The organism is Methylocystis sp. B8 (assembly GCF_005771425.1).
Taxonomy (GTDB): Bacteria; Pseudomonadota; Alphaproteobacteria; order Rhizobiales; family Beijerinckiaceae; genus Methylocystis.
This window is the reverse complement of record NZ_VBTZ01000003.1, coordinates 366228-386537: the sequence shown is the minus strand read 5'-3', so window position 1 is coordinate 386537 and position 20310 is coordinate 366228. Positions and strand designations below refer to the sequence as shown.

Genomic DNA, 20310 nt, shown 5'->3' with positions numbered 1-20310 from the left:
AGACCCAGCTCAGCGTGCCGCAACAATTCCAATAACCCCCTCCGCACACAATACCCATCCGTATAGAGCAAAACAATCTATCGAATAGCCAATGCAACCCTAGTGAATAGGAAATAGGCTACCCCTTGCAGGCTCTGAGTAACAGCGTGGCGCAATGCACAATTAACTCTATATGACTAATTTTAAAAACGAAATATTGATCACGCCTCCGCTCCTGACCTCCCGGCGCAGATTATTGTTGCGCTGCGAAGACTGACAACCATCAGGGGTGGGCTTCTATTCGTCCGACCACGGACGCACGCCTGTCGCATCAGCGGCGGCTAGCGCATCGCGCATGGCGATCCCGTCCAATACGAGGTCCGGCGCGATCTCGGCGAGCGGCGCGAGAACAAAGCCGCGGCGGAAGAGCTCCTTATGCGGCAGAGTCAGCTCGGGATCATCGATCGCGTGGTCGCCCAGAAACAGGATATCCACGTCAATCAGCCGCGGCCCCCAGCGCCGCGTCGGCGCCCGGCCCATGTCGGCTTCAATCTTCTTGACTGCGGCAAGCAGCTCATACGGCGTAAGCGTTGTGTCGCCGATCGCACAGGCGTTGGCGAAATCGCCCTGGTCGAGATCGCCCCAAGGGGGCGTGCGATAGATTCGCGACACCGCCGCAAGCCGCGCGAGCCCGCGCGCCTCGATGAGGCGCAATGCTTCGCGAATGTTTTGCGGCTTGTCGCCAAGATTGCTGCCAAGCCCAAATCCAACCCGCATCATCTCAGCCTCGCGGTCGCGCGGTAAGAATGCGCAACACGTCGAAGGCGGCGCGATGCTCGGCTGCGTCATGCACGCGAAAAACCTGCGCGCCCTCGCGCGCGGCAAGAAGATTGGCCGCGAGCGTGCCGACGAGCCGTCCCTCGAGAAGGCCGTCGCCAAGCCCCTTAAACAGCGACTTGCGCGAGACGCCGATCAGCAGAGGAAACCCGAGCGCGAGCAACTCTGGAATAGCGCGCAGCGCCTCATAATTCTGCTCGCGGCTCTTGCCGAAGCCAATGCCGGGATCGAGCAGGATATGCCGTTCCGGCACGCCGGCGCGCCGGGCGATATCGAGAGAGCGAGCGAAGAAGCGCTTCATGTCGGCGACGATGTCGATCTCAGGCGCAGTCGTCTCGCGATTATGCATGATGACGACGGCGGCGCCGGCTTCCGCGATCATTGGCGCCATCATAGGATCGCGCTGCAGACCCCACACATCATTGACGAGGCAGACGCCGAGCGCGAGCGCGCGCCGCGCCGTCTCGGCCTTATAGGTGTCGATCGACACCGGCGCGCCGGCCTCATTGACGAGCGCGGCGAGCAGCGGCGCAAGGCGCGCCCATTCCTCGTCGGCGGTCAGCGGCGTGTGGCCGGGACGGGTCGACTCGGCGCCGACGTCAACGATGTCGGCGCCCTCGCTGACAAGCTTCTTCGCCTGCGCCAGCGCCGCCTCGCGCGTCGCGAACAGGCCGCCGTCCGAAAAAGAGTCCGGCGTGACGTTGACGATTCCCATGATGACCGGGCGCGTCCCGATCAGAGAAAGAAAGCGATCGCGCGCTGTCGCAATCGCTTCGATATCGAGGGCCAAGCGCGCGTTCCGTCAGTCGTCGTATTTCAAATAGGCGAAGCGCTGATCGGTCTCGGGCGTGCCTTCAAGCGCGCCGCCGGCCTTGCCCGGGCGCCAGGAGACGACCTCCTCGATCTTCTTGGCGAGTTCGAAATCCTTGTCCGTAATTCCCTTCGCCGTATGTGTCATGAGCTTTACCTCGACCCAGGCGTAGGATGCGGCGATGTCTGGATGGTGCCAGGCGGCCTCGGCGAGATGGCCGACCGTATTGATGACCATCAACGTGCCCTTCCAGCTGTGCGTCTTGAACTTGCGCCTGATCCAACCGTTCTCGTAGCGCCAGTGCGGCAGTTCGCGCTTCAGCCGCGCGACGATCTCGTCTTCCGAATAGGCGCGCTCTTCCTTGGCCATGACCGGCTCCCTCCTGCGCCGCGCGCAAGAGCCCCTGCGGCGCAACATTCTTTCGTCGAGATGCGTTATAGCCTAAACCGACTCAAAGTCTTCAGTCGGACCAAAGAGGCGCTATGCCGGCTAGTGTGAGCGTCGCGGCAAGCGCGCGGCTGCATCTGGGTTTTCTCGACATGAACGGCGGCTTAGGGCGCAAGTTCGGCGGCGTCGGCATGGCGATCGACGCGCCGGCGACGCAGCTGACTCTGACGCACGCCGACAGAAATTTTGTCGAAGGTCCGGAAAGCGCGCGCGCCGCAGCTCTCCTGGAGCGCGCGCAGGAGGCGCTCGGCGTCGCGCGCCGCCACAGGCTGACGGTTCAAGAAGCCATCCCCGCGCATGCGGGCCTGGGCTCCGGCACGCAGTTCGCGCTTGCGGTCAGCGCTGCGCTGCGCCGGCTCGAGGACCTGCCGCATGATCCCTTGGCCGACGCGGCGCTGATGGCGCGCGGCGCGCGCTCCGGATTGGGCGCCGGGCTGTTTCAACTGGGCGGCGTCGTGGTCGACGGCGGACGCGGGCCCCATACGACGACGCCGCCTGTCGTCGCCCGCGCCGAGTTTCCCGATGCGTGGCGCGTCCTCTTGGTCAGCGATCCGGAGAATGTCGGCCTGCATGGCGCCGACGAGCGCGACGCCTTCGCCGAACTGCCGCCTTTCGATGCAACGACGAGCGGCGAAGTCTGCCGGCTGGTGCTGATGCAGATCCTGCCGGCGCTGGCAGAAAAGGATCTTGCGCCCTTCGGCGCGGCGGTGACGCGCATTCAGGAGCTTGTCGGCGATCACTTCGCCCCCGCGCAGGGCGGGCGCCGTTTCACGAGCGGCAAGGTCGAGGCGACCATCGCCCGCCTTCTTGCCGATGGCGCGACCGGCGGCGGACAGACCTCCTGGGGACCGACAGGCTTTGTCTTTATCGAGAGCGACGACGCGGCGCGGCGCCTGCTTGGCCGCCACGGGGCGCAGGCGCGCGAAGAGGGGCTCGACATATCGATCCATCGTGGTCTCAACCGCGGCGCCAGGATCGACGCGGTTTACGCGCAAATCGCCTGACCCGCCTCGGACCTACTCACGCCGCATTTTCATGGCCCATTCGCTTCCATGATCCTCGCGCGCATCGCCCTTGTTCTGATTAGCGCTCTTGTCGCCGGCGCGGCGCTCGCCCAAGAGGCGCCTTCGAGCGGCGGCGAATTCATCGGGCGGATTTTCGACGCGACCGGATTGCGGACCACGCCGCCGCAGGCCGCCGATTTTGTGCGCGAGTCGCGGCCCGAGCACATGGACTATCGCCCCTTCGACCCGAAGCCCAAGAAAGACCCGAAGCGCAAGACCGCCGCCGATCTGCGCGCCATGGGCGCGGATCTCGAAGCGGCGGCCGCCGAAAACCGGCGCAAGGCGGCCCGCGTCGCTGCGCCTGACGCGCCAGTAAAGCCTGCCGCCCGCTAGCTCACGCCCGCTCAGCTTCGCCTCGTCGGCGCGGAGCGGGTTTTGTTCGCCGCAGCATCCTGGCGCTATTCCCCATCTCATCGCAAGATTTGAATTATTTCAGCATTTCCGATCCATGTCATAAGTGTCATTTAAGCGTCACAGACTCTTGATAATATCCGGTGTCGGAACATAATCTCTCTAACGTCATTTCAGACGTTGGGGAGATATCTGCATGTCTAGAATCAAACTGCTGCTGTCGGCCGCCGTCATCGTCGGCTCCTTCGCCGGCGCCGCCCAGGCTAGCCCCTATTATCCGTTCGCTTCCTGGGAAAGCACCGGCGCCCCCTTCGAACGGTGCTGGTGGGAGTCGGGGCCTTCGCGTCCCTTCCGCCTTTGCGTGCCGGTTACGCCGCCCCGCGCGTTGGGCTACTACGGTTACGGGGGCTACAACCCTGACCATACGCCCGGCGATTGACGACAGGCGCCGGCTGAGACGAGCCGGCGTTTTCATCTGCTCATAAAAAGAATTTCGGTCCGTTCACGACGCCTCCCGTGCGGAGCGCCTCTGAGCGGATTTTGTCCCGCGCCTCTCCTGGCGCACGCGGCAAGGCCTTTGCATGTCGCCTGAATCGTCTCGTGATTGTCGACATCGCCATGGCCTCCGAACCCGAATTCCTGTCCGACTTCGGACAAACCGATCCCGGCCTCGCCGTTCTGCGTATGGCGGCGCTGATCGCCGAAGGAGCGGCGGACCCGGACGAGGACACGCTCGATCTCCTCTTCGAACAGGTCGAGGCCGGCCATCTCGTCGACGCCGACCCTAAGCAGATGTGGCCTGAACTCATTCGCGGGCTGATGAGCCCCGCGCCGTCGAAGCTGATCAAGACGCTGCGCGGCTGCGGCGCGCTCGTCGAAATCCTCCCCGAAGTCGCGGCGCTCTTCGGCGTGCCGGATATTTCCGACGGCGAGGCCGAGGTCGATCTCGGCACACATCTGATGAAGACGCTCGATGAAGCGGCGAGGCGCGGCGCTTCCCTGCCCGTGCGTTTCGCGCTGCTCGTGATGAATGTCGGCAAGTCGGATTCGCCGCGCGAACATCTCCCCGTCCATTACAAACATGTCGAGCGCGGGCGCCCGCGCATCGAAGAGATGTGTGCGCGCTTCGGCGCGCCGGCGGAATGCAAGGATCTCGCGCTGCTGGCGCTCGCCGAATGCGAGCGCGTGCATCGCGTGACGAAAATGCGCGCCGGCCCCGTCGCCATGATGCTCGAACGGCTCGTGGCGTTTGACGCGCCTGAGCGCTTCCGCGAGTTGATGATGGTCTGCGCCTGCGATTACTGCGCGCACGCCGGCCGCGAGGATCAGTCCTATCCGAAAGCGGCGTTGCTGGAGATTGCGCTTAAAGCCTGCGCCGAAATTAAGGAGAATGGCTCAGCGGAAGCGCGCCAGAGCGCCCGCGCCGAGGCGATCGCCCTCGCCTTTCGCTCGCAACGCTGGTCGAGCGAAGTGGCGTAGGGATACGATACCAGCTCACCCTTCATTCGATGTCTGTATTGCGCCAAGAGTCATCATTCGCGCGGACTCCATTTTGGCCCAGCGCTTTGAAGAGATTACGAGATCGGCACATTCGGCTACAGCTGAACCTGCCCCGTGTGATAAGTGGTCCGTAACGGTCAGGGCCTTCCTGTCTAGCGCTCAACTTTTCCATGGGATTCTTCGAGATGATCGACCAACCGATTACTTTCGTTTTACCCAAGCCCTGGGCCGAGCAGCCTTTCACGCTCGAGCGCTTAGGCGACTTATCGTTTCTCGTAGGCCCCAACGGTAGCGGCAAGTCGCGTTTCGCAAACAGCTTGAGAGGGGCACTTCCGAATACGCGGCTGCTTGGAACGGACCGACTCGAAGGCATGTCGCGGAGTGCGATGCCGAATTTTTTCGGCGATCATTTCGCGGGCGGTTATCAAAAAAACCAGTTCTCTCACTTCCGCCAAGCAGGCAGTACCGGCTCCGGCATTGACGCCTTCATTATTCTAGAAGAGCGCCCCGACATTCGTGTCATTGTCGAGGCAACCTTAAGCTCGCTGTTCAACCGCGACATCACGCTGGAATGGGATTCCGGTAACTTAATCCCCAAGGCTCGTCTCGCGCGCACTGGCGACGCCTACCGGATGGACCGTGAGGAATGCCATGGCATCCGCGAGCTTCTGGTCCTGCTGACGCACCTGCATAACGATGAGCACGCATTTCTAATTATAGACGAACCCGAGCTCAACCTTCACCCGCAATTTCAGTCCTTCTTCATCCAGGAGGCGCGCAAGATCGCCGGACCGCATGTTACGGGCACCAGCCGGAAGGGTGTGCTCCTGATCACGCACTCGCCGTTTATTCTCGATCTGCGTACGATGGACGACATGCAGTCGGTGTTCTGCTTTTCGGCCGACCACAGTCCGCCGAGATTCATCGGGGCCTTGCAGGAGGCGGAGAGCGACCGCCTTGTCTCGCTGATCCCGCGACTGAATGTCCATCACAAGCAGCTGTTCTTCGCTGACAACCCGATTTTCGTGGAAGGCGTTTCAGACGCGCAATTGATCGAGGCGATTCAGGAGCGGCGCAAGGCGTCGATAACGGCGGCCGGCAGTTGCCTGATCGATGTTGGTGGCTGCGAGGAAGTAACGAAATATGTTGAGCTCTGCCGCCACTATGGCAAGGAGGCGTATTTCCTCTTCGATCTCGACAGCCTCTTCCTGGGTAGTCTTCGCCAGTGTCTTCGTGAGGACGGAAGCATCGCCGAATTTCTTGCGGGCCTGGGGCTCGGCACCGATTTCGCCATATATTGTGGCGCGCTTGACCGCGAGCTGACCACGGCGGTCAGGGCTATCGAATCCATTGCAAACGCGCAGGGCGCGGTCGCGGCGCTTCAGACTTATTTTGGGACGTTGCTCCAAGACACTAAGAAGCTCGCGCGCCAACGCGTGGCCGTGCTCGCGGAGATGGCGGGGAACCGCAACGCTCTGCTGCCGGTTTTAACTGACCAGCTGATCGCTAATATCGAAGGACGATTGCGCCAGGTTCAGGCAGCGCTTCAGAAGAAGCACATCTTTCTTCTAGGCGGCGGCGCGCTTGAGCACTACCTGCCGTCATATACAGGCGAACGGTACGCGCTGAACGACCGCGCCAAGAAAAAGGCCGTCGCGGCGGAGATCGCGTTGCTTGCGACCGGTACTGTCGACCACGGGCTGGCGGAGAGATATGGCGAGTTGTTTAAATGCATCGAGATGCTGCCGGCTAAGCCGCCGGTCGACACTGAAAGCGTGCTGCGTCGCTATGTGAGCAGTTATATCCACGATCTCCAGGGACTTGTCGTCAGTAAGCCTAACTGGGGCAAGGAACAGATCGCCACGCATTTTAATTCATCGCAGACGGGCTTGGGTAAACTCATCACGCTCTCAGAATTCGAAAGGCCGAGGAAGAGCGAATTCCGGGCGGTGTTAAAGATCGCAGGACCGCAAGGGTACCTCGTAGAGGTCTCACACGAGACGAACGCCGGCATGCGACGCTTTGCCTTTCGCTCCGAAGCCGCGGTTGTTCATGGCGATGCCTAAGCAGGTGAACCGTCTTAAGGCGCGCGCCCGGCGCTGCCAAACAAAGTTGGCACCATGTGCCGACATCGCCGCAGCGCCGCGCCAAAGATAGCGCGGCGCTTATTGTCTCATGACAGCGATGGCGTCGCCTCCCGATTACAGAAACGACCCGAAGAAGGCGCCGCCCATGCCCCCCAGCACTGCAGCGGCCATGGCGCCCGGTAGCCCAAAAAGCGCGCCGCCAATTCCGGCGCCCAATGCCGCGCCGACGATCGCGCCGACAGTCGCCATTGTCATGTGTTCCTTGGCGGATATCATGGTCTCCTCCACGATTATGCCCCTGTAGTTAGAGGCCTAATATGGACTTAGAGCCAGCTTTGCAGGGGGCAAGGGCTCCGCCTTTACCCCTCGCTCGCCGATTTCGGCCCTAGGCTGACCTCTCCCTCGCGCCGGCAAAATAGGCTAGAGTCGCAGCTTCGCGCCTTTCGGAACAAAGACTGAAAATGTCGGATTTCTATCGCATCAAGCGTCTGCCCCCTTATGTCTTCGAGCAGGTGAACCGCCTCAAGGCCAAGGCGCGGGCCGCCGGCGCCGACATCATCGATCTCGGCATGGGCAATCCCGACCTGCCCGCCCCCAAACATGTCATCGAGAAGCTGGTCGAGACCGCCGGCAAGCCGCGCACGGACCGATATTCGGCAAGTAAAGGGATCGCCGGGCTGCGCCGCGCCCAAGCTGGCTATTATGCGCGCCGCTTCGGCGTGACGCTCGATCCCGAATCGCAGGTCGTCGCGACGCTCGGCTCCAAGGAGGGCTTCGCCAATATGGCGCAGGCGATCACCGCGCCGGGCGACGTGGTGCTCGTGCCAAACCCCTCCTACCCGATCCACGCCTTCGGCTTTCTGATGGCCGGCGGCGTCATCCGCTCGGTGCCCTCGGCGCCGACGCCCGACTATTTCGGCGCGCTCGAACGCGCGATCGTGCATTCGATCCCCAAGCCCATTGCGGTCGTCGTCTGCTATCCGTCCAATCCCACGGCGGAAGTGGCCTCGCTCGACTTCTACAAGGACCTCGTCGCCTTCGCGAAGAAGCACGAGATCTTCATTCTCTCCGACCTCGCCTATGCCGAAGTCTATTTCGACGGCAATCCGCCGCCCTCCGTCCTGCAAGTGCCGGGCGCGATGGATGTGACGGTCGAATTCACCTCAATGTCGAAGACTTTCTCGATGGCCGGCTGGCGCATCGGCTTTGCCGTCGGCAATGAGCGGCTCTTGTCGGCGCTGGCGCGGGTGAAGTCCTATCTCGATTACGGCGCCTTTACGCCGGTGCAGGTCGCGGCGACCGCGGCGCTGAACGGCTCCGACGAATGCGTGCGCGAGATGCGCGCGATCTATAAGCGGCGGCGCGACGTGATGGTCGAGAGCTTCGCGCAGGCGGGCTGGCCGATCCCGGCGCCGCGCGCCTCGATGTTCGTCTGGGCGCCGGCGCCCGAGCGCTTCCGCAATATCTCGACGCTGGAATTTTCGAAGCTGCTGATTGAGAAGGCCGACGTCGCCGTCGCGCCCGGCGAGGGCTTCGGCGAACATGGTGAAGGTTTTGTGCGCCTCGCGCTTGTCGAGAACGAGCAGCGCATCCGACAGGCGGCGCGCAATCTGCGCCGCTTCTTCGAGACGGCGGATACGCAGCTGCATAATGTCGTGCCGCTCGCCGCGCGGGGGTAAGGACGAAGCCTCGCCGTCGCATGAAACGCAACGCGTGAGCGAGGCTGATGGCCGATCCCAACGACATCTACAATTGGCTGCGTCTCGATGCGCGGACCACGACATCCGGCCAGCCGACGCAAGCGCAGTTCGATGAGATCGCCGCGCTCGGCGTGCGCGAGGTGATCAATCTCGCGCCCGCGACAAGCGAGAAGGCGCTGAAGAACGAGGCGGAGATTCTGGCGGCGCTCGGCCTGCGCTACACGCATATTCCAGTCGACTTCCAAAATCCCAAGGAAGAGGATTTCGATCGCTTCTGCGCGGCGTTCGAAGGCGCTGGCGAATCTGCGACGCACATCCACTGCATCGCGAACTACCGGGTCTCGGCCTTCGTCTATCTTTACCGGATCGGCGCTGGCGTCGAAGAGGCGCGCGCCCGCGCAGACCTTGAGAAGATTTGGACGCCCAATCCTGTTTGGGCCGCCTTCATCGAGCGGATGCTGGCTCGAAATAGCGCTCGATGACGCGCGCATAGACGGCGCAAAGCCCGTCTATATCGGCGATGCGCGCGTTTTCGTTGACGGCGTGGATCGTTTCGTTGGTGAGGCCGAACTCCAGCACCGGACAATAATTGACGATAAAGCGCGCATCGGACGTGCCGCCGGTCGTCGAAAGTTCCGGCGTCAGCCCCGTCACCTGCCGCACAGCCTCGACGACGAGTTCGGTAAAGGGGCTGGGCTTGGTGATGAAAGACACGGCGTTCGACGGCGGGAATTCCACTTCGACAGTCGCGCCCGGCGCCGCCTCCCTGATCACCTTCAGAATGCGCTCTTTCAGCGAATCATGCGTCCAGACATCGTTGAAGCGGACATTAAACTCGGCGCGCGCCTCGCCGGGGATAACGTTGACCGCCTTGTTGCCAATGTCGATCGTGGAAAATTCGAGATTGGAGCGCTCGAAATGCGTGGTGCCCTTGTCGAGTTCATGGCCTGAGAGCGCGGCGACGATGCGCGCGATGATCGGTGCCGGATTTTCGGCGCGCTGCGGATAGGCGACATGGCCCTGTTTGCCAATGACGCGAATGCGTCCGTTGAGCGAGCCGCGCCGGCCGATCTTGATCATGTCGCCGAGCGTCGAGACATTGCTCGGCTCGCCGACGATGCAGTGATCGAATCGCTCGCCGCGCTTTCGCGCCCATTCGAGGAGCTTCACCGTGCCGTTGATCGAAATGCCTTCCTCATCGCCGGTGATGAGAAGGGAGAGCGTTCCCTTCGGCGCGCCATGCCGATCGACATAGGCGAGAGCGGCCGCGACGAAGGCGGCGACGGCGCCCTTCATGTCGGACGCGCCGCGTCCGTAGATGCGGCCGTCGAAGACTTCCGCGGCGAAGGGATCGAAGCGCCAGCGCGCAAGATCGCCTGGCGGCACGACATCGGTATGGCCGGCGAAAGAAAGATGCGGCGCGCCTGAGCCGATCTTGGCGAAGAGATTGTCGACGTCGGACGCGCCCGGTTCGGAGAAGACGATGCGATGCGTCTCGAAGCCTGAGCCCTTGAGCGCCTGTTCGACGACGTCGAGCGCGCCGGCGTCGGCCGGCGTCACCGACGGACAACGGATGAGTTCACGGGTAAGCGCGACGGCGCGGGACTCCGGCATTGTCAAATTCGCTTCGTTCAGTTCGAGCGGGGCGTCTCCTCCCGCCAGCCCAATTCATAGATGGTCCACAAAGCGGCGGCGACGAAGAGCGCGTCGACGCCAAAGACATACCAGCGCGACATGATCTCGGCGACGTAAGGCTGCAGAAAATGAGCGGCGCCGGCGAGCAGCGCCAGGAGCGGCGCAAGGCTCGCGAGGCCGAGCGGCGGCGCGAGGCCGCGGTCGCGAAAGCGCTTGGCCGAAAGATTGATGAAGCTCACGACAATGAGCATGACGACGAAGGCATAAAAGATGACATAGGCGTAGGCGAGGATCGTCATCGGCGCGAAGAAGGGCGTCGTCGCGAGATCATGGATCGAGTAAGGCTGAAGCGCGAACCAGATCAGCGTCAACGGCAGAAGAGTCGCGAGAAGCGCGCCCGCGCCGCGCCGCCACGTCGCACGATCGATGCGGCCTTGATCGGTCTGATAGAGAAAGCGCAGGCGCGCGGCGTCCATCAATCCCTCAGAAGCTCGTTGATGCCCGTCTTGCTGCGCGTCTGTGCGTCGACAGTCTTGACGATCACCGCGCAATAGAGCGAGGGGCCCCAGTTCTCGCCAGGTAGCGGCTTGCCAGGCAGGCTCCCCGAAACGACCACCGAATAGGGCGGCACATAGCCGACGTGGATTTTGCCTGTCTGGCGATCGACGATCTTGGTCGAGGCGCCGATGAAGACGCCCATCGACAGCACCGAGCCCTTTCCAACGACGACGCCTTCGACGACCTCAGAACGCGCGCCGATGAAACAGTCGTCCTCGATGATGGTGGGATTGGCCTGCAGAGGCTCCAGCACGCCGCCGATGCCGACGCCGCCGGAAAGATGCACATTCTTGCCGATCTGCGCGCAGGAGCCGACGGTGACCCATGTGTCGACCATCGTGCCGCTATCGACATAGGCGCCGAGATTGACGAAGGAGGGCATCAATATCGCGCCCGGCGCCACATAGGCCGAGTGGCGCACGATCGCGCCCGGTACCGACCGAAAGCCCGCAGCCGTGTGCTCGCCCGCGCCCCATCCGACGAATTTGGAGGGGACCTTGTCCCACCAGGTTGCGCCGCCCGGCCCGCCCGCAACCACCGCCATGTCGTTCAGGCGGAAGGACAACAGCACGGCCTTCTTCAGCCACTGATTGACCTTCCAGCTGTCGGGGCCTTCCTTGCCTTCGATCTTTTCGGCGACGCGCAGCTTGCCGGCGTCGAGCAGACGCAACGCGCCGTCGACGGCGCGGCGAATGTCGCCCTGCGTCTCCGCGGTGATATTGGCGCGATCCTCGAAAGCGGCGGTGATGAGCGTCTCAAGTCCGGTATGCGACATGAAGATGGAACTCCCGGTGACGGGAGGGTTTGTAGACATGGCGAGGGCTAAGTCAAATGCTGACTTACCCAAGCCCCTGGCCTATGATTTTACTTTGAAAAATGCGCCCAAGCGTCGCAGCGCGCTATGGCGTTCATACCGCGAAGCATTTCCCGAAGGCGAGGAGCAGAGTCGGGCGGCCTTTGATGCGAAGTTTTCTCGTTAGCAGCATTCGCGGCAGACTTCGCTCCTTGTAAAGAAATTCTAGCCACGCGGTCGCGTCCGTTGTGACCGACATTTCGGCCTTCCCGACATGACCGTCGATGATGGTGAGTTTGCGGTCGCGAATGGAAATCGTTGCTTTCCGCGCTTCACGTCCAGTAAACGTAAAGTGAAAGCTCGCATTGAGAGCTTTCGCCTTTCCGCGCTGAAACACCAGGGGCATTCCCTCCAGCAGGCCTTTGATGGTACGGGGTCGCAAGCCGCCGCCGACGCGCCGAAGCTGCTTATGCGGAAAACGCCTTTGCGCGTAATCCTCCGCATCGGAGCCTGACACCACATAGACCGGTTCTTCCTTGCCGCTGAGCGGCTCTACGACATTTTTCACATATGCGCTTTTGTCGGCAGTGTAGGTCGAGATCAGATCTGTCCCTGCGGGACAGACAGCCAGACAATAAGCGGCCTTGTAGTTGGCGCCGAATGAAAGACTCTGCCACATCGAAGATTGCTCTGCGTCAGTCACTTTTCGGCGCAACGCCCTGGCGCCGCCACTATCGGCGATCGTTTCGACCCAGTCGGTAAACCCGCCCATGAACTCCCGATAATTGTGAGTGAAGCAGGCCGAAAAATTGAAATAGCCGTCAGGCGCGATCGCGCCGACCGGGCAGGCGGCGATGCATAGCTTGCATTGAAAACACGGGTTGAACTCAATCGGTTGGCTCTCCAAGCCGATTTCGGCGGCGACAAGCACGGTGGAAATATTTATGAAACTGCCGAACTGAGGATGAATGACGTTGCGATGAATCCCCATCTGGCCGAGTCCAGCCGCGATGGCGACTGGCTTGTGGGCGATTACCCATATGCGTCCTGGATAATTATCCATCTCCATCGGAAAGGCGGCCGAAGGATTGAGCGCGCGAATTTTGTGTCGCGCCAATTTGCATACGATGGCGGCGGCGACTTCATTGACGTGATGGTAATTGCGATGAAATTCTAGATTGCCGATCGAACGCTGGGGGCTGCGCAAACTGTCGACGTTCAGACGAGTTACAATGCTTATCAGCGTGCGCGCTTCCGGAAACGCTTTGAAGATATGTTCGCGTTCTGTCGCGATCTCGTCCCGATCCACTGACACGAAGCCGACATCATCGGCGCCCGCCTCCAGCGCAATCGCACGCAGCCAATCCCGATCAAGAGGCTTTGGATCTGACGCGGCGACGAGTTGAGTCGCTTCATTTGCGATCCTCATCAGAACCTCCCGATTTATAGATGATGTTTGCCATCTAAAAATAAAGATTATATATATCATCTTATCTGTCAAGCCCGTTCCGGCAGGAACCGCATGCGCGTCTCAAAACAAACGATGGAGCGCCATCACAAAGAGATCATCGCGATCGCTTCCACGATGCTCCGCGAACGAGGAGTTTTGGGAGTCGGCGTCGCTGACGTGATGCAGGCGGCGGGCCTGACGCATGGGGGGTTTTATCGGCATTTCGCTTCTAAGGAGGCTCTCATAGCCGAAGCGACAAGCGCCGCATTCGCGGAGATACTGGACGGGCTCGAGAAGGCGGCGGCCCGCAAAGGCGCCACGGCTGCGCTTGAAGATTATATTTCGGGCTATCTCTCACAACGGCATGTCGATCAGCCTTCGCGTGGTTGTCCTATTCCGGCTTTCGGCGCCGACGCAGGGCGCGAGAGCGCGTCGATCCGCGCTGAATTCGAAGCTGGCGTCGATCGCCTTCTCGCATGGATAGCCGCAGGTCTTCGCTGCGCCGAGGCGGAGCGGACGGCCAAGGCGATCGAGTTGCTCTCTCTGATGGTCGGCGCGGTTGTCACCGCCAGAGCGTCGGGAGATCAGGCGCTATCCAAAAAGATTCTAGCGCAAGGTCGGCGAAGCGCCGGCAATTTGGTCTCAGTCTGAATTGCACCATGATCCTGACCTGCATCAATCTTTGGGGCTCATGAACTTGGCGTCGCCGCCAACCCCTCCAAAAACCCCACGAGATCGTCCGTCACGAAATCCACATGCGGCTCGTCGCCGGTGGCGATTTCCCATGTCTCCCGCTCTGGACCTTCGTCGTGGGGCGGCAGCACCAGCACCGTCGTCATGCCGCGGGCATGCGGCACGATGAGATTGCGATCGATGTCTTCGAAAATCGCCGCGCGTTTCGGCTCGATCTTCAGCCTTTCGAAGAAGCGCGCATAGGCGCCCTCATCCGGCTTGGCGATGAAATCCGCCGCGATGATGTCGAAAATATCTTCAAAGACATGATCGATGCCGAGCTGCTTCGCCGTTTCGATCGCATGATGGCGCGAACCGTTGGTGAGGATGAGCTTCCTGCCCGGCAGCGCGGCGATTGCTTCCGCGAGCGAATGATTATGCGCAAGCGACGAGCGGTCGATGTCATGCACATAGGCAAGATAGGCCTCCGCATCGATCCCGTGCTCAGTCATCAGCCCGCGCAGTGTCGTGCCATATTGACGATAATAATGTTTCTGCAGCGCGCGCAGCGAAATGGCGTCGAGCCCGAAGAGCCGCATCATGAACAGCGTGATGCGCGCGTCGATCTTTGGCCAGAGATCCGCTGTTTGCGGATAGAGCGTATTGTCGAGATCGAACACCCAGGTGTCGATCTCGGCAAAGCGCGATTTATCGGGCGATAGTTTGGTCATGGCGCGGCCAGTTTCATGTCATTCCCGCGAACCGGGAACCCAGAGCGGCGCCAGCGATCGTCGTGGCCGCTCTGGATTCCCGATCGCGCTTCGCGCGTCGGGAATGATGCTTGGGGCGATTCACGAGCCCAACATCTCCTCCACCCATGACGGCACGATCTCGCTCGCGGGGCCATAGCGTCTGTCGTCGAATTCCGCAGCGTTCTCCGACGGCTCGAGATTGAGTTCGCTGCAGCGCAGCCCCCTGGCCCGCGCCTCACGCACGAAGCCCGCCGCCGGATAGACGGCGCCTGACGTGCCGATCGCGACGAAGAGATCGGCCGCATCAAGCGCCGCAAAAATGTCTTCCATAAAAAGCGGGGTTTCGCCAAACCATACCACATGCGGCCGTAGCGCGCCGCCGCAGTCACACCGAGCGCCCGTTGAAAGGTCCTCCCTGCAGTCGCACACGGCGCCGCATGAGGCGCAACGGGCTTTCAACAATTCACCATGCATGTGAATGACGTTTGTTGAGCCGGCGCGCTCATGCAGATCATCGATATTCTGCGTCACGAGAGTCAACGCGCCGCCGCGCTGTGCGAGTCCGGCGTCAAGCCGCGCGAGCGCGAAATGGGCGGCGTTTGGCGAAGCGGCGATGAGATTGTTCCGCCGCGCATTGTAGAAGTCGTGCACGAGCGCCGGATCGCGCGCAAAGGCCTCGGGCGTCGCCAGCTGCATCGGATCGTAGCGCTTCCACAAGGCCGCACCCTCCCCGCGAAAGACGCCGAGGCCGCTTTCGGCCGAAACGCCAGCGCCGGTGAGGATGAAGATGTTCATCGGAGCGTCTGTTCTTCTCCCGTCATGCCCGCGCTTGACGCGGGCGGCCACGCCAGGACATTGCAGGCGTCCGGAGCGTCAAACGGGATCGTACAGCATATTCGCCGTGACTGCGTCGCTGCTTCTCGGCGTGGATGGCCGGCACAAGGCCGGCCATAACGCGGGAAACAACGTTCGCTCACCGCGTGATCAGCGTTCCCGCGCCGTGGTCGGTGAGCAATTCGATCAACACTGCATGCGGCAATTTCCCATCGAGGATCACGACGCCTTCGACGCCGCGCTCGATCGCGTACATGCAGGTCTCGACCTTAGGGATCATGCCGCCGGTGATCACGCCCTCGGCGATAAGGCCGGGAATGTCGCCGACCTTTAGCTCCTCGATGATGTTCTTATCCTTGTCGAGCACGCCGGGCACGTCGGTGAGGAAGATAAGGCGCTTGGCGTGAAGCGCGCCGGCGATGGCGCCCGCGAATGTGTCGGCGTTGACGTTGTAGCTTGCGCCGTCTGGCCCCTGCGCCACGGGCGCGAGCACTGGAATGAGCTCACGGCCCAGCACCTGATCGAGCACGGTGGTGTCGACCTTGTCGGGCTCGCCGACGAAACCGAGATCGACGCCATCGGGGCGCTCGAGCTTTTTGGCGGTGACCATGCGACCGTCCTTGCCGGTCAGGCCGATGGCGCGGCCGCCCTCCGAATTGATGTAGCCGACGATCTGCTTGTTGATGGAGCCCGCCAGCACCATTTCGACGACGTCCATCGTCTCATCGTCGGTGATGCGCAGGCCGTCCGCGAAGCGCGACTCGACGCCAAGCCGCTTCAGCATCGCGCCGATCTGCGGTCCGCCGCCATGCACGACGACGGGATTAACGCCGGATTGTTCGAGCAGCACCATGTCGCGCGAAAAATCACGCGCGACTTGATCATCGCCCATGGCGTGGCCGCCATATTTCACCACGACGATGGCGTCGTCGTAGCGCAGCATATGCGGCAGCGCCTGCATAAGAATGCGGGCTTGCTGGAGCGCAGTGTCGACGGCATCGGTCATTGTGGAGCCTCGCGAGGCGCTATCCTCTCCCAAAGGGAGAAGGTTATATGAGACCCAACTAGCCCGCTGCGGCCGTCGCTTTCAAGCGTTTCGTTCAGCGATCAGCTTTGCGATCGATCCGCGCAGTTCAGTAATTCCCTCGCCGCTGTGCGCCGAGGTGAAAATAATCTCCGGAAACGCCGCAGGCCGCTTCTCAAGCGCCTTCGTTATCTGGGCAAGGACCTCGTTGCGCTCCGCCGCCTTCAACTCGTCATGCTTGGTCAAAATGACCTGATAGGAGACGGCCGACTGATCGAGGAGATCAAACATCTCTTCGTCCAGGGACTTCACGCCGCGGCGTCCATCGACGAGCACGAAGACGCGAGCGAGGCTCGCTCTGCCCTTCAGATAGTCGCGCATCAACTGCGACCAGCTCGCGACCTTTTCCTTGCCGACGGCCGCATAGCCATAGCCGGGCATGTCGACGAGGCGCAGGCGCTCAGCGCCTGGCGCGCCGCCAAGCGCGAAGAAATTGAGCTGCTGCGTCCGCCCCGGCGTGTTCGAGACGCGCGCAAGCGTCTTGCGGTTCGTCAAGGCGTTGAGGAGCGAAGATTTGCCGACGTTAGAGCGCCCGGCGAAGGCGATCTCGGCCGGGCCGAGCGGCGGCAGATCGCTCGCCTTGGCGCTCGCAAAAATGAAGTCGCAGGGGCCTGCGAAAAGAAGGCGGCCCTGCTCGGAAAAATCCGTCTCTGTTGTGTCTTGCATGAGATCGGCAGTCGGCAGATCGGCAGTCGGCAATCGGCCTATCTGCTGCCGACTGCCTAAGCCCGACTGCCGCCTCTATGCTCTCTGAAACGTCTTGCGCAGATTGTCCCAGAATTCGAACTTCACGCCGGCGCGCTTCATGATCACGCCCTGCTGAACGATGGACAGGAGATTGTTCCATGTCCAGTAGATCAACAGGCCGGAGGCGAAGCCGCCCATGGTGAATGTGAAGATCACCGGCATCCAGGCGAACATCGTCTTCTGAATCTCGTCGGCGGGCTCCGGATTCATCTTCATCTGCAGCCACATCGAGACGCCCATGAGCAGCGGCCAGAGGCCGAGCGCGAGGTAAGGGCCAAACAATGCGATATGGGTGGGATCGAAGGGCAGCAGGCCGAACAGATTGAACACATTGGTCGGATCAGGCGCAGACAGATCCCTGATCCAACCGAAGAAAGGCGCGTGACGCATTTCGATCGTCACCACCAACACCTTATAGAGCGAGAAGAACACCGGAATCTGCACGATCACCGGCAGACAGCCGCTCGCGGGGTTGACCTTCTCCCGCTTGAAGAGCTCCATCTGCTCCATGTTGAACTTGTGCTTGTCGTCGCCGTATTTCTCTTTCAGCTCTTTGATCTTCGGCTGGATCGCCTTCATTTTGGCGATCGACTGGTAGCTTTTATTGGCGAGCGGCAGGAAGGCGAGCTTGACGATCACGGTCACCGCCAGAATGGCGAGGCCGAAATTGCCAAGGAGCTTGTAAAGGAAGTCGATCAGCCGGAACATCGGGCGGGTGATGAAGTAGAACCAGCCCCAGTCGATCAGCAGATCGAAGCGTTTGAGGCCCGGATTGGCCTTATAGGCGTCGAGCACGTCGACGACCTTGGCGCCGGCGAAGACATAGGTCGTCGCCTCCGACGATGCCTCAGGCGCGATTGTCTTGGGGTCGCTGACCGTATCCGCCTGATAGGTTTTCAGCGCGCCGCCCATCGAGGCGTAGCGCGCCTCCATCGGCGCATTCTGATCGGGGGCGACGACAGCGCCCCAGTATTTGTCGGTCAGCCCAACCCAGCCGCCGACGCCCTTGAAGGTTTTGACGGCATTGGGTTCCTTCTCGATCTTGTCGTAGGTGACTTCCTGCCCGGCGTCGCCGACGACGCCGACAAAGCCCTCATGCAGCGCGGCGTAGCCCGCGGACGGCGGATGGCCGACGCGGCTCACGCGCGCGTAGTTGTAAAGCGTAACCGGCTTGCCCGCTTTGTTTTCGACGCTGTCCTTGACGGTGAAGAGATATTCGTCGTCGACGGCGATGACGCGTTTGAAGACGAGGCCCTGGCCGTTGTCCCAGGTGAGCGTCACCGGAGTCGTCGTCGTGAGCTTATCGGAATCTGCCGTCCACAATGTCTCGGTTGTCGGCAGAGGGGGCGCGTTCTCTGTCTCGCCGGTCAGATAGCCGAGCTCGGCGTAATAGGGGCTGGGCCCGTCCTCGGGCGAGAGCAGCGTGATGATCGGGCTCGAAGGGTCGACCGTCTCGTGATAGTTTTTCAACGAGACGTCGTCGATCCGCGCGCCTTTCAATGCGATCGAGCCGAAGATTGACCTTGTGTCGATGGCGAGCCGGGGGCTGAGCGCCAGCGCCTCGGCGCGGGTCTTCGGCGCGACCTTGGCGGGAGGCGCAGCCGCTGCCCTCTGTTCGGGCGCGCCGAGTTTCGGAACCTTGGCGAGACGCGCCTGCTCCGATTGCGCCCGGCGCTGCTTGTCCATCTCAGGAAAGGCGTAGAAATAATCCCACAGGCCGATGAAGATCAGCGACACCGCGGCGGCGAGGATCATATTTTTGGTGTTCTCGTTCATGGCCGCGTGAGCCCGTCTTCCTGTTTGCGTCTTGAACTTGCCGCGCCCCGATCGTTCAATCGGGCGAGTCCTTCGGTCATCTGCGCGAGCAGTTCGGGAAATGGCGCAGAAAGGGCCGCGCGCCGCGCGACGAAGACGTAGTCGCGACCGGGCTTCGCGCCAAGGGCGCCGCCGAGCCGAAGGGCCTCGCGCAGCCTGCGGCGAATGCGGTTGCGCTCCACCGCCCCTGCGACCTTCCGCGTGACGGTCAGGCCGAAACGGGCCCGCGCGTGGGAATCCGTTTGCTCCCGCAGCGCCATCTGCACTGTAAATGCCGGGAGGGCGACGCGCGCGCCGCGCGACGCCCGCACGAAATCTCCACGACGGCGGAGGATCTCCGGGCGCTGGGAATTCTCATCTTCGGCGGGGACTTGCGCCTTCATGCAGCCATCCGCCTCGTCCGCTTAAGAAGCCGGATTAGGCCGAGAGACGCTTGCGTCCGCGTGCGCGCCGCGCGGCGATAACGTTGCGGCCGCCGACCGTGGCCATGCGGGCGCGAAAGCCGTGACGCCGCTTGCGCACAATCTTGCTGGGCTGAAATGTCCGTTTCACCGTTCTTCTCCGCTGGCGAAAGGGACTTCTTGGCCCGCTTCCGCTCTCGTCTTGCCTGTCGCCGCAGACGGCCTCGCCGCAGACGGCTCAAAATGGTTCGGCGCCAGCGACGACGCGGAGTCGTCCCAAAACATTCGCCGCCCCTTTTGGAGCGGCGCCGATCGCAGGCATATAGGAGAAAGGGCGCGTTCAAGTCAATGTTGCCGCCGGCCGTATTGGGCCGCCGTAGTCGGGCGCGGCGTTGAGCGGTCCCTTTCCCTTTCAAGCGCATATCGGACGGGTGCCGATAACGACGCCTCATTCGCGCCGCGCATTGGGCGAGATCACGACGCACATTGGGCGAGGATTGCGACTGAGAGGCGCGCGCAGCCATTTCTTTTCGCGGCCAATTTTATCTTTGCCCACTGGACTCTCGACGGCGTATAGATTGGCGACGACGTGATTCGCGTCGCCGTCCGTATCCTTCCAGACGTTGCGTAATGCGTCCGCCTTGCTTTGGCGCCCAGGATTAAGACTTTGGGCCGCGTTTGAGGCGTAAGTGAAGGTTTATTAACCAATCCCGCTTACCTTCCCTGGAAGGTCGGTCAGGTCGCTGGGGCGAGGACTCGCCGGCCTGTCGGCGCGCGTCCTTCGCGCGGGCCG

Annotated in this window: 23 protein-coding genes; 8 read left to right on the top strand and 15 right to left on the bottom strand. The window is 62.0% G+C overall.

Annotated elements, in window-relative coordinates; genetic code table 11:
• Positions 1-276 precede the first annotated feature (276 nt).
• From folK to FEV16_RS08670, 3 genes are read right to left on the bottom strand one after another with little or no spacing between them, the layout of a single operon-like run.
• The gene (gene folK, locus FEV16_RS08680) at positions 277-756 is read right to left on the bottom strand and encodes a 2-amino-4-hydroxy-6-hydroxymethyldihydropteridine diphosphokinase (RefSeq protein ID WP_138167242.1); all 480 of its coding nucleotides are present in this window, start codon (positions 754-756) and stop codon (positions 277-279) included.
• 4 nt (positions 757-760) lie between these two features.
• Positions 761-1606, bottom strand: coding sequence for a dihydropteroate synthase (gene folP / locus FEV16_RS08675; RefSeq protein ID WP_138167218.1), 846 nt, complete (start codon positions 1604-1606; stop codon positions 761-763).
• A gap of 12 nt (positions 1607-1618) precedes the next feature.
• On the bottom strand, positions 1619-1996 hold the full coding sequence (locus FEV16_RS08670; protein ID WP_138167217.1) for a 4a-hydroxytetrahydrobiopterin dehydratase: 378 nt from the start codon (positions 1994-1996) through the stop codon (positions 1619-1621).
• A gap of 113 nt (positions 1997-2109) precedes the next feature.
• Here FEV16_RS08670 and FEV16_RS08665 point away from each other — a divergent pair, with 113 nt between their 5' ends.
• The 5 genes from FEV16_RS08665 to FEV16_RS08645 all read left to right on the top strand — a co-directional run bounded on the left by FEV16_RS08665 (position 2110) and on the right by FEV16_RS08645 (position 7055).
• Complete coding sequence (locus tag FEV16_RS08665; RefSeq protein ID WP_138167216.1) at positions 2110-3078, top strand: beta-ribofuranosylaminobenzene 5'-phosphate synthase family protein; 969 nt, start codon at positions 2110-2112, stop codon at positions 3076-3078.
• Between the two features lie 48 nt (positions 3079-3126).
• Positions 3127-3471 (top strand): hypothetical protein, encoded by a 345-nt coding sequence (locus FEV16_RS08660; protein ID WP_138167215.1) that lies wholly within the window; start codon positions 3127-3129, stop codon positions 3469-3471.
• Between the two features lie 214 nt (positions 3472-3685).
• Positions 3686-3928 (top strand): hypothetical protein, encoded by a 243-nt coding sequence (locus tag FEV16_RS08655; protein WP_138167214.1) that lies wholly within the window; start codon positions 3686-3688, stop codon positions 3926-3928.
• Positions 3929-4107: 179 nt separating this feature from the next.
• Positions 4108-4968, top strand: a complete 861-nt coding sequence (locus FEV16_RS08650; RefSeq protein WP_246657234.1) for a tRNA nucleotidyltransferase — start codon at positions 4108-4110, stop codon at positions 4966-4968.
• A gap of 206 nt (positions 4969-5174) precedes the next feature.
• Positions 5175-7055 (top strand): TOPRIM nucleotidyl transferase/hydrolase domain-containing protein, encoded by a 1881-nt coding sequence (locus FEV16_RS08645; RefSeq protein WP_138167213.1) that lies wholly within the window; start codon positions 5175-5177, stop codon positions 7053-7055.
• Between the two features lie 135 nt (positions 7056-7190).
• Here FEV16_RS08645 and FEV16_RS16895 read toward each other — a convergent pair whose 3' ends face one another.
• A complete protein-coding gene (locus FEV16_RS16895; RefSeq protein WP_171015172.1) occupies positions 7191-7352 on the bottom strand; it encodes a hypothetical protein in 162 nt (53 codons plus the stop codon).
• 185 nt (positions 7353-7537) lie between these two features.
• On the opposite strand from FEV16_RS16895, the gene FEV16_RS08640 reads away from it, so the two are divergent.
• Positions 7538-8755 carry an LL-diaminopimelate aminotransferase gene (locus FEV16_RS08640; RefSeq protein ID WP_138167212.1) on the top strand — a complete coding sequence of 406 codons (1218 nt, stop codon included), beginning with the start codon at positions 7538-7540 and terminating at the stop codon, positions 8753-8755.
• A 47-nt stretch (positions 8756-8802) separates the two neighbouring features.
• Positions 8803-9258: a protein tyrosine phosphatase family protein gene (locus FEV16_RS08635; protein ID WP_138167211.1), complete on the top strand. Its 456-nt coding sequence runs from the start codon at positions 8803-8805 to the stop codon at positions 9256-9258.
• On the opposite strand, the gene dapE is transcribed toward FEV16_RS08635, so the two are convergent.
• The 4 genes from dapE to FEV16_RS08615 form a co-directional block, all read right to left on the bottom strand.
• The gene (dapE, locus tag FEV16_RS08630; protein WP_138167210.1) at positions 9221-10390 is read right to left on the bottom strand and encodes a succinyl-diaminopimelate desuccinylase; all 1170 of its coding nucleotides are present in this window, start codon (positions 10388-10390) and stop codon (positions 9221-9223) included. The genes FEV16_RS08635 and dapE overlap by 38 nt on opposite strands.
• Before the next feature lie 17 nt (positions 10391-10407).
• The gene (locus FEV16_RS08625; protein ID WP_138167209.1) at positions 10408-10887 is read right to left on the bottom strand and encodes a hypothetical protein; all 480 of its coding nucleotides are present in this window, start codon (positions 10885-10887) and stop codon (positions 10408-10410) included.
• Positions 10887-11744 carry a 2,3,4,5-tetrahydropyridine-2,6-dicarboxylate N-succinyltransferase gene (dapD, locus tag FEV16_RS08620; protein WP_138167208.1) on the bottom strand — a complete coding sequence of 286 codons (858 nt, stop codon included), beginning with the start codon at positions 11742-11744 and terminating at the stop codon, positions 10887-10889. Before dapD ends, FEV16_RS08625 begins: the two co-directional genes overlap by 1 nt.
• 133 nt (positions 11745-11877) lie before the next feature.
• A complete protein-coding gene (locus FEV16_RS08615; RefSeq protein WP_138167207.1) occupies positions 11878-13191 on the bottom strand; it encodes an SCP2 sterol-binding domain-containing protein in 1314 nt (437 codons plus the stop codon).
• Positions 13192-13284: 93 nt separating this feature from the next.
• On the opposite strand from FEV16_RS08615, the gene FEV16_RS08610 reads away from it, so the two are divergent.
• The gene (locus FEV16_RS08610) at positions 13285-13863 is read left to right on the top strand and encodes a TetR/AcrR family transcriptional regulator (RefSeq protein ID WP_138167206.1); all 579 of its coding nucleotides are present in this window, start codon (positions 13285-13287) and stop codon (positions 13861-13863) included.
• 38 nt (positions 13864-13901) lie between these two features.
• Here the strand turns inward: FEV16_RS08610 and FEV16_RS08605 are convergent, their stop codons facing one another.
• The 7 genes from FEV16_RS08605 to rpmH all read right to left on the bottom strand — a co-directional run bounded on the left by FEV16_RS08605 (position 13902) and on the right by rpmH (position 19668).
• Complete coding sequence (locus tag FEV16_RS08605) at positions 13902-14615, bottom strand: pyrimidine 5'-nucleotidase (protein ID WP_138167205.1); 714 nt, start codon at positions 14613-14615, stop codon at positions 13902-13904.
• Positions 14616-14735: 120 nt separating this feature from the next.
• Positions 14736-15431, bottom strand: coding sequence for an NAD-dependent deacylase (locus FEV16_RS08600; protein WP_138167204.1), 696 nt, complete (start codon positions 15429-15431; stop codon positions 14736-14738).
• Between the two features lie 178 nt (positions 15432-15609).
• Positions 15610-16476 carry an acetylglutamate kinase gene (argB, locus tag FEV16_RS08595; protein WP_138167203.1) on the bottom strand — a complete coding sequence of 289 codons (867 nt, stop codon included), beginning with the start codon at positions 16474-16476 and terminating at the stop codon, positions 15610-15612.
• Between the two features lie 81 nt (positions 16477-16557).
• The gene (yihA, locus tag FEV16_RS08590; protein WP_138167202.1) at positions 16558-17220 is read right to left on the bottom strand and encodes a ribosome biogenesis GTP-binding protein YihA/YsxC; all 663 of its coding nucleotides are present in this window, start codon (positions 17218-17220) and stop codon (positions 16558-16560) included.
• 75 nt (positions 17221-17295) lie between these two features.
• Positions 17296-19077, bottom strand: coding sequence for a membrane protein insertase YidC (gene yidC, locus FEV16_RS08585; protein ID WP_138167201.1), 1782 nt, complete (start codon positions 19075-19077; stop codon positions 17296-17298).
• Positions 19074-19499, bottom strand: coding sequence for a ribonuclease P protein component (gene rnpA / locus FEV16_RS08580; protein ID WP_138167200.1), 426 nt, complete (start codon positions 19497-19499; stop codon positions 19074-19076). Before rnpA ends, yidC begins: the two co-directional genes overlap by 4 nt.
• A gap of 34 nt (positions 19500-19533) precedes the next feature.
• Positions 19534-19668 carry a 50S ribosomal protein L34 gene (rpmH, locus tag FEV16_RS08575; RefSeq protein WP_083858773.1) on the bottom strand — a complete coding sequence of 45 codons (135 nt, stop codon included), beginning with the start codon at positions 19666-19668 and terminating at the stop codon, positions 19534-19536.
• Positions 19669-20310: the final 642 nt, after the last annotated feature.

Bases quoted from the DNA above. Each gene is read 5' to 3' on its own strand.
- folK (WP_138167242.1), bottom strand. From the start codon at position 756: ATGCGGGTTGGATTTGGGCTTGGCAGCAATCTTGGCGACAAGCCGCAA.
- FEV16_RS08670 (WP_138167217.1), bottom strand. From the start codon at position 1,996: ATGGCCAAGGAAGAGCGCGCCTATTCGGAAGACGAGATCGTCGCGCGG.
- FEV16_RS08665 (WP_138167216.1), top strand. From the start codon at position 2,110: ATGCCGGCTAGTGTGAGCGTCGCGGCAAGCGCGCGGCTGCATCTGGGT.
- FEV16_RS08660 (WP_138167215.1), top strand. From the start codon at position 3,127: ATGATCCTCGCGCGCATCGCCCTTGTTCTGATTAGCGCTCTTGTCGCC.
- FEV16_RS08655 (WP_138167214.1), top strand. From the start codon at position 3,686: ATGTCTAGAATCAAACTGCTGCTGTCGGCCGCCGTCATCGTCGGCTCC.
- FEV16_RS08650 (WP_246657234.1), top strand. From the start codon at position 4,108: ATGGCCTCCGAACCCGAATTCCTGTCCGACTTCGGACAAACCGATCCC.
- FEV16_RS08645 (WP_138167213.1), top strand. From the start codon at position 5,175: ATGATCGACCAACCGATTACTTTCGTTTTACCCAAGCCCTGGGCCGAG.
- FEV16_RS16895 (WP_171015172.1), bottom strand. From the start codon at position 7,352: ATGATATCCGCCAAGGAACACATGACAATGGCGACTGTCGGCGCGATC.
- FEV16_RS08640 (WP_138167212.1), top strand. From the start codon at position 7,538: ATGTCGGATTTCTATCGCATCAAGCGTCTGCCCCCTTATGTCTTCGAG.
- FEV16_RS08635 (WP_138167211.1), top strand. From the start codon at position 8,803: ATGGCCGATCCCAACGACATCTACAATTGGCTGCGTCTCGATGCGCGG.
- dapE (WP_138167210.1), bottom strand. From the start codon at position 10,390: ATGCCGGAGTCCCGCGCCGTCGCGCTTACCCGTGAACTCATCCGTTGT.
- FEV16_RS08625 (WP_138167209.1), bottom strand. From the start codon at position 10,887: ATGGACGCCGCGCGCCTGCGCTTTCTCTATCAGACCGATCAAGGCCGC.
- dapD (WP_138167208.1), bottom strand. From the start codon at position 11,744: ATGTCGCATACCGGACTTGAGACGCTCATCACCGCCGCTTTCGAGGAT.
- FEV16_RS08615 (WP_138167207.1), bottom strand. From the start codon at position 13,191: ATGAGGATCGCAAATGAAGCGACTCAACTCGTCGCCGCGTCAGATCCA.
- FEV16_RS08610 (WP_138167206.1), top strand. From the start codon at position 13,285: ATGCGCGTCTCAAAACAAACGATGGAGCGCCATCACAAAGAGATCATC.
- FEV16_RS08605 (WP_138167205.1), bottom strand. From the start codon at position 14,615: ATGACCAAACTATCGCCCGATAAATCGCGCTTTGCCGAGATCGACACC.
- FEV16_RS08600 (WP_138167204.1), bottom strand. From the start codon at position 15,431: ATGAACATCTTCATCCTCACCGGCGCTGGCGTTTCGGCCGAAAGCGGC.
- argB (WP_138167203.1), bottom strand. From the start codon at position 16,476: ATGACCGATGCCGTCGACACTGCGCTCCAGCAAGCCCGCATTCTTATG.
- yihA (WP_138167202.1), bottom strand. From the start codon at position 17,220: ATGCAAGACACAACAGAGACGGATTTTTCCGAGCAGGGCCGCCTTCTT.
- yidC (WP_138167201.1), bottom strand. From the start codon at position 19,077: ATGAACGAGAACACCAAAAATATGATCCTCGCCGCCGCGGTGTCGCTG.
- rnpA (WP_138167200.1), bottom strand. From the start codon at position 19,499: ATGAAGGCGCAAGTCCCCGCCGAAGATGAGAATTCCCAGCGCCCGGAG.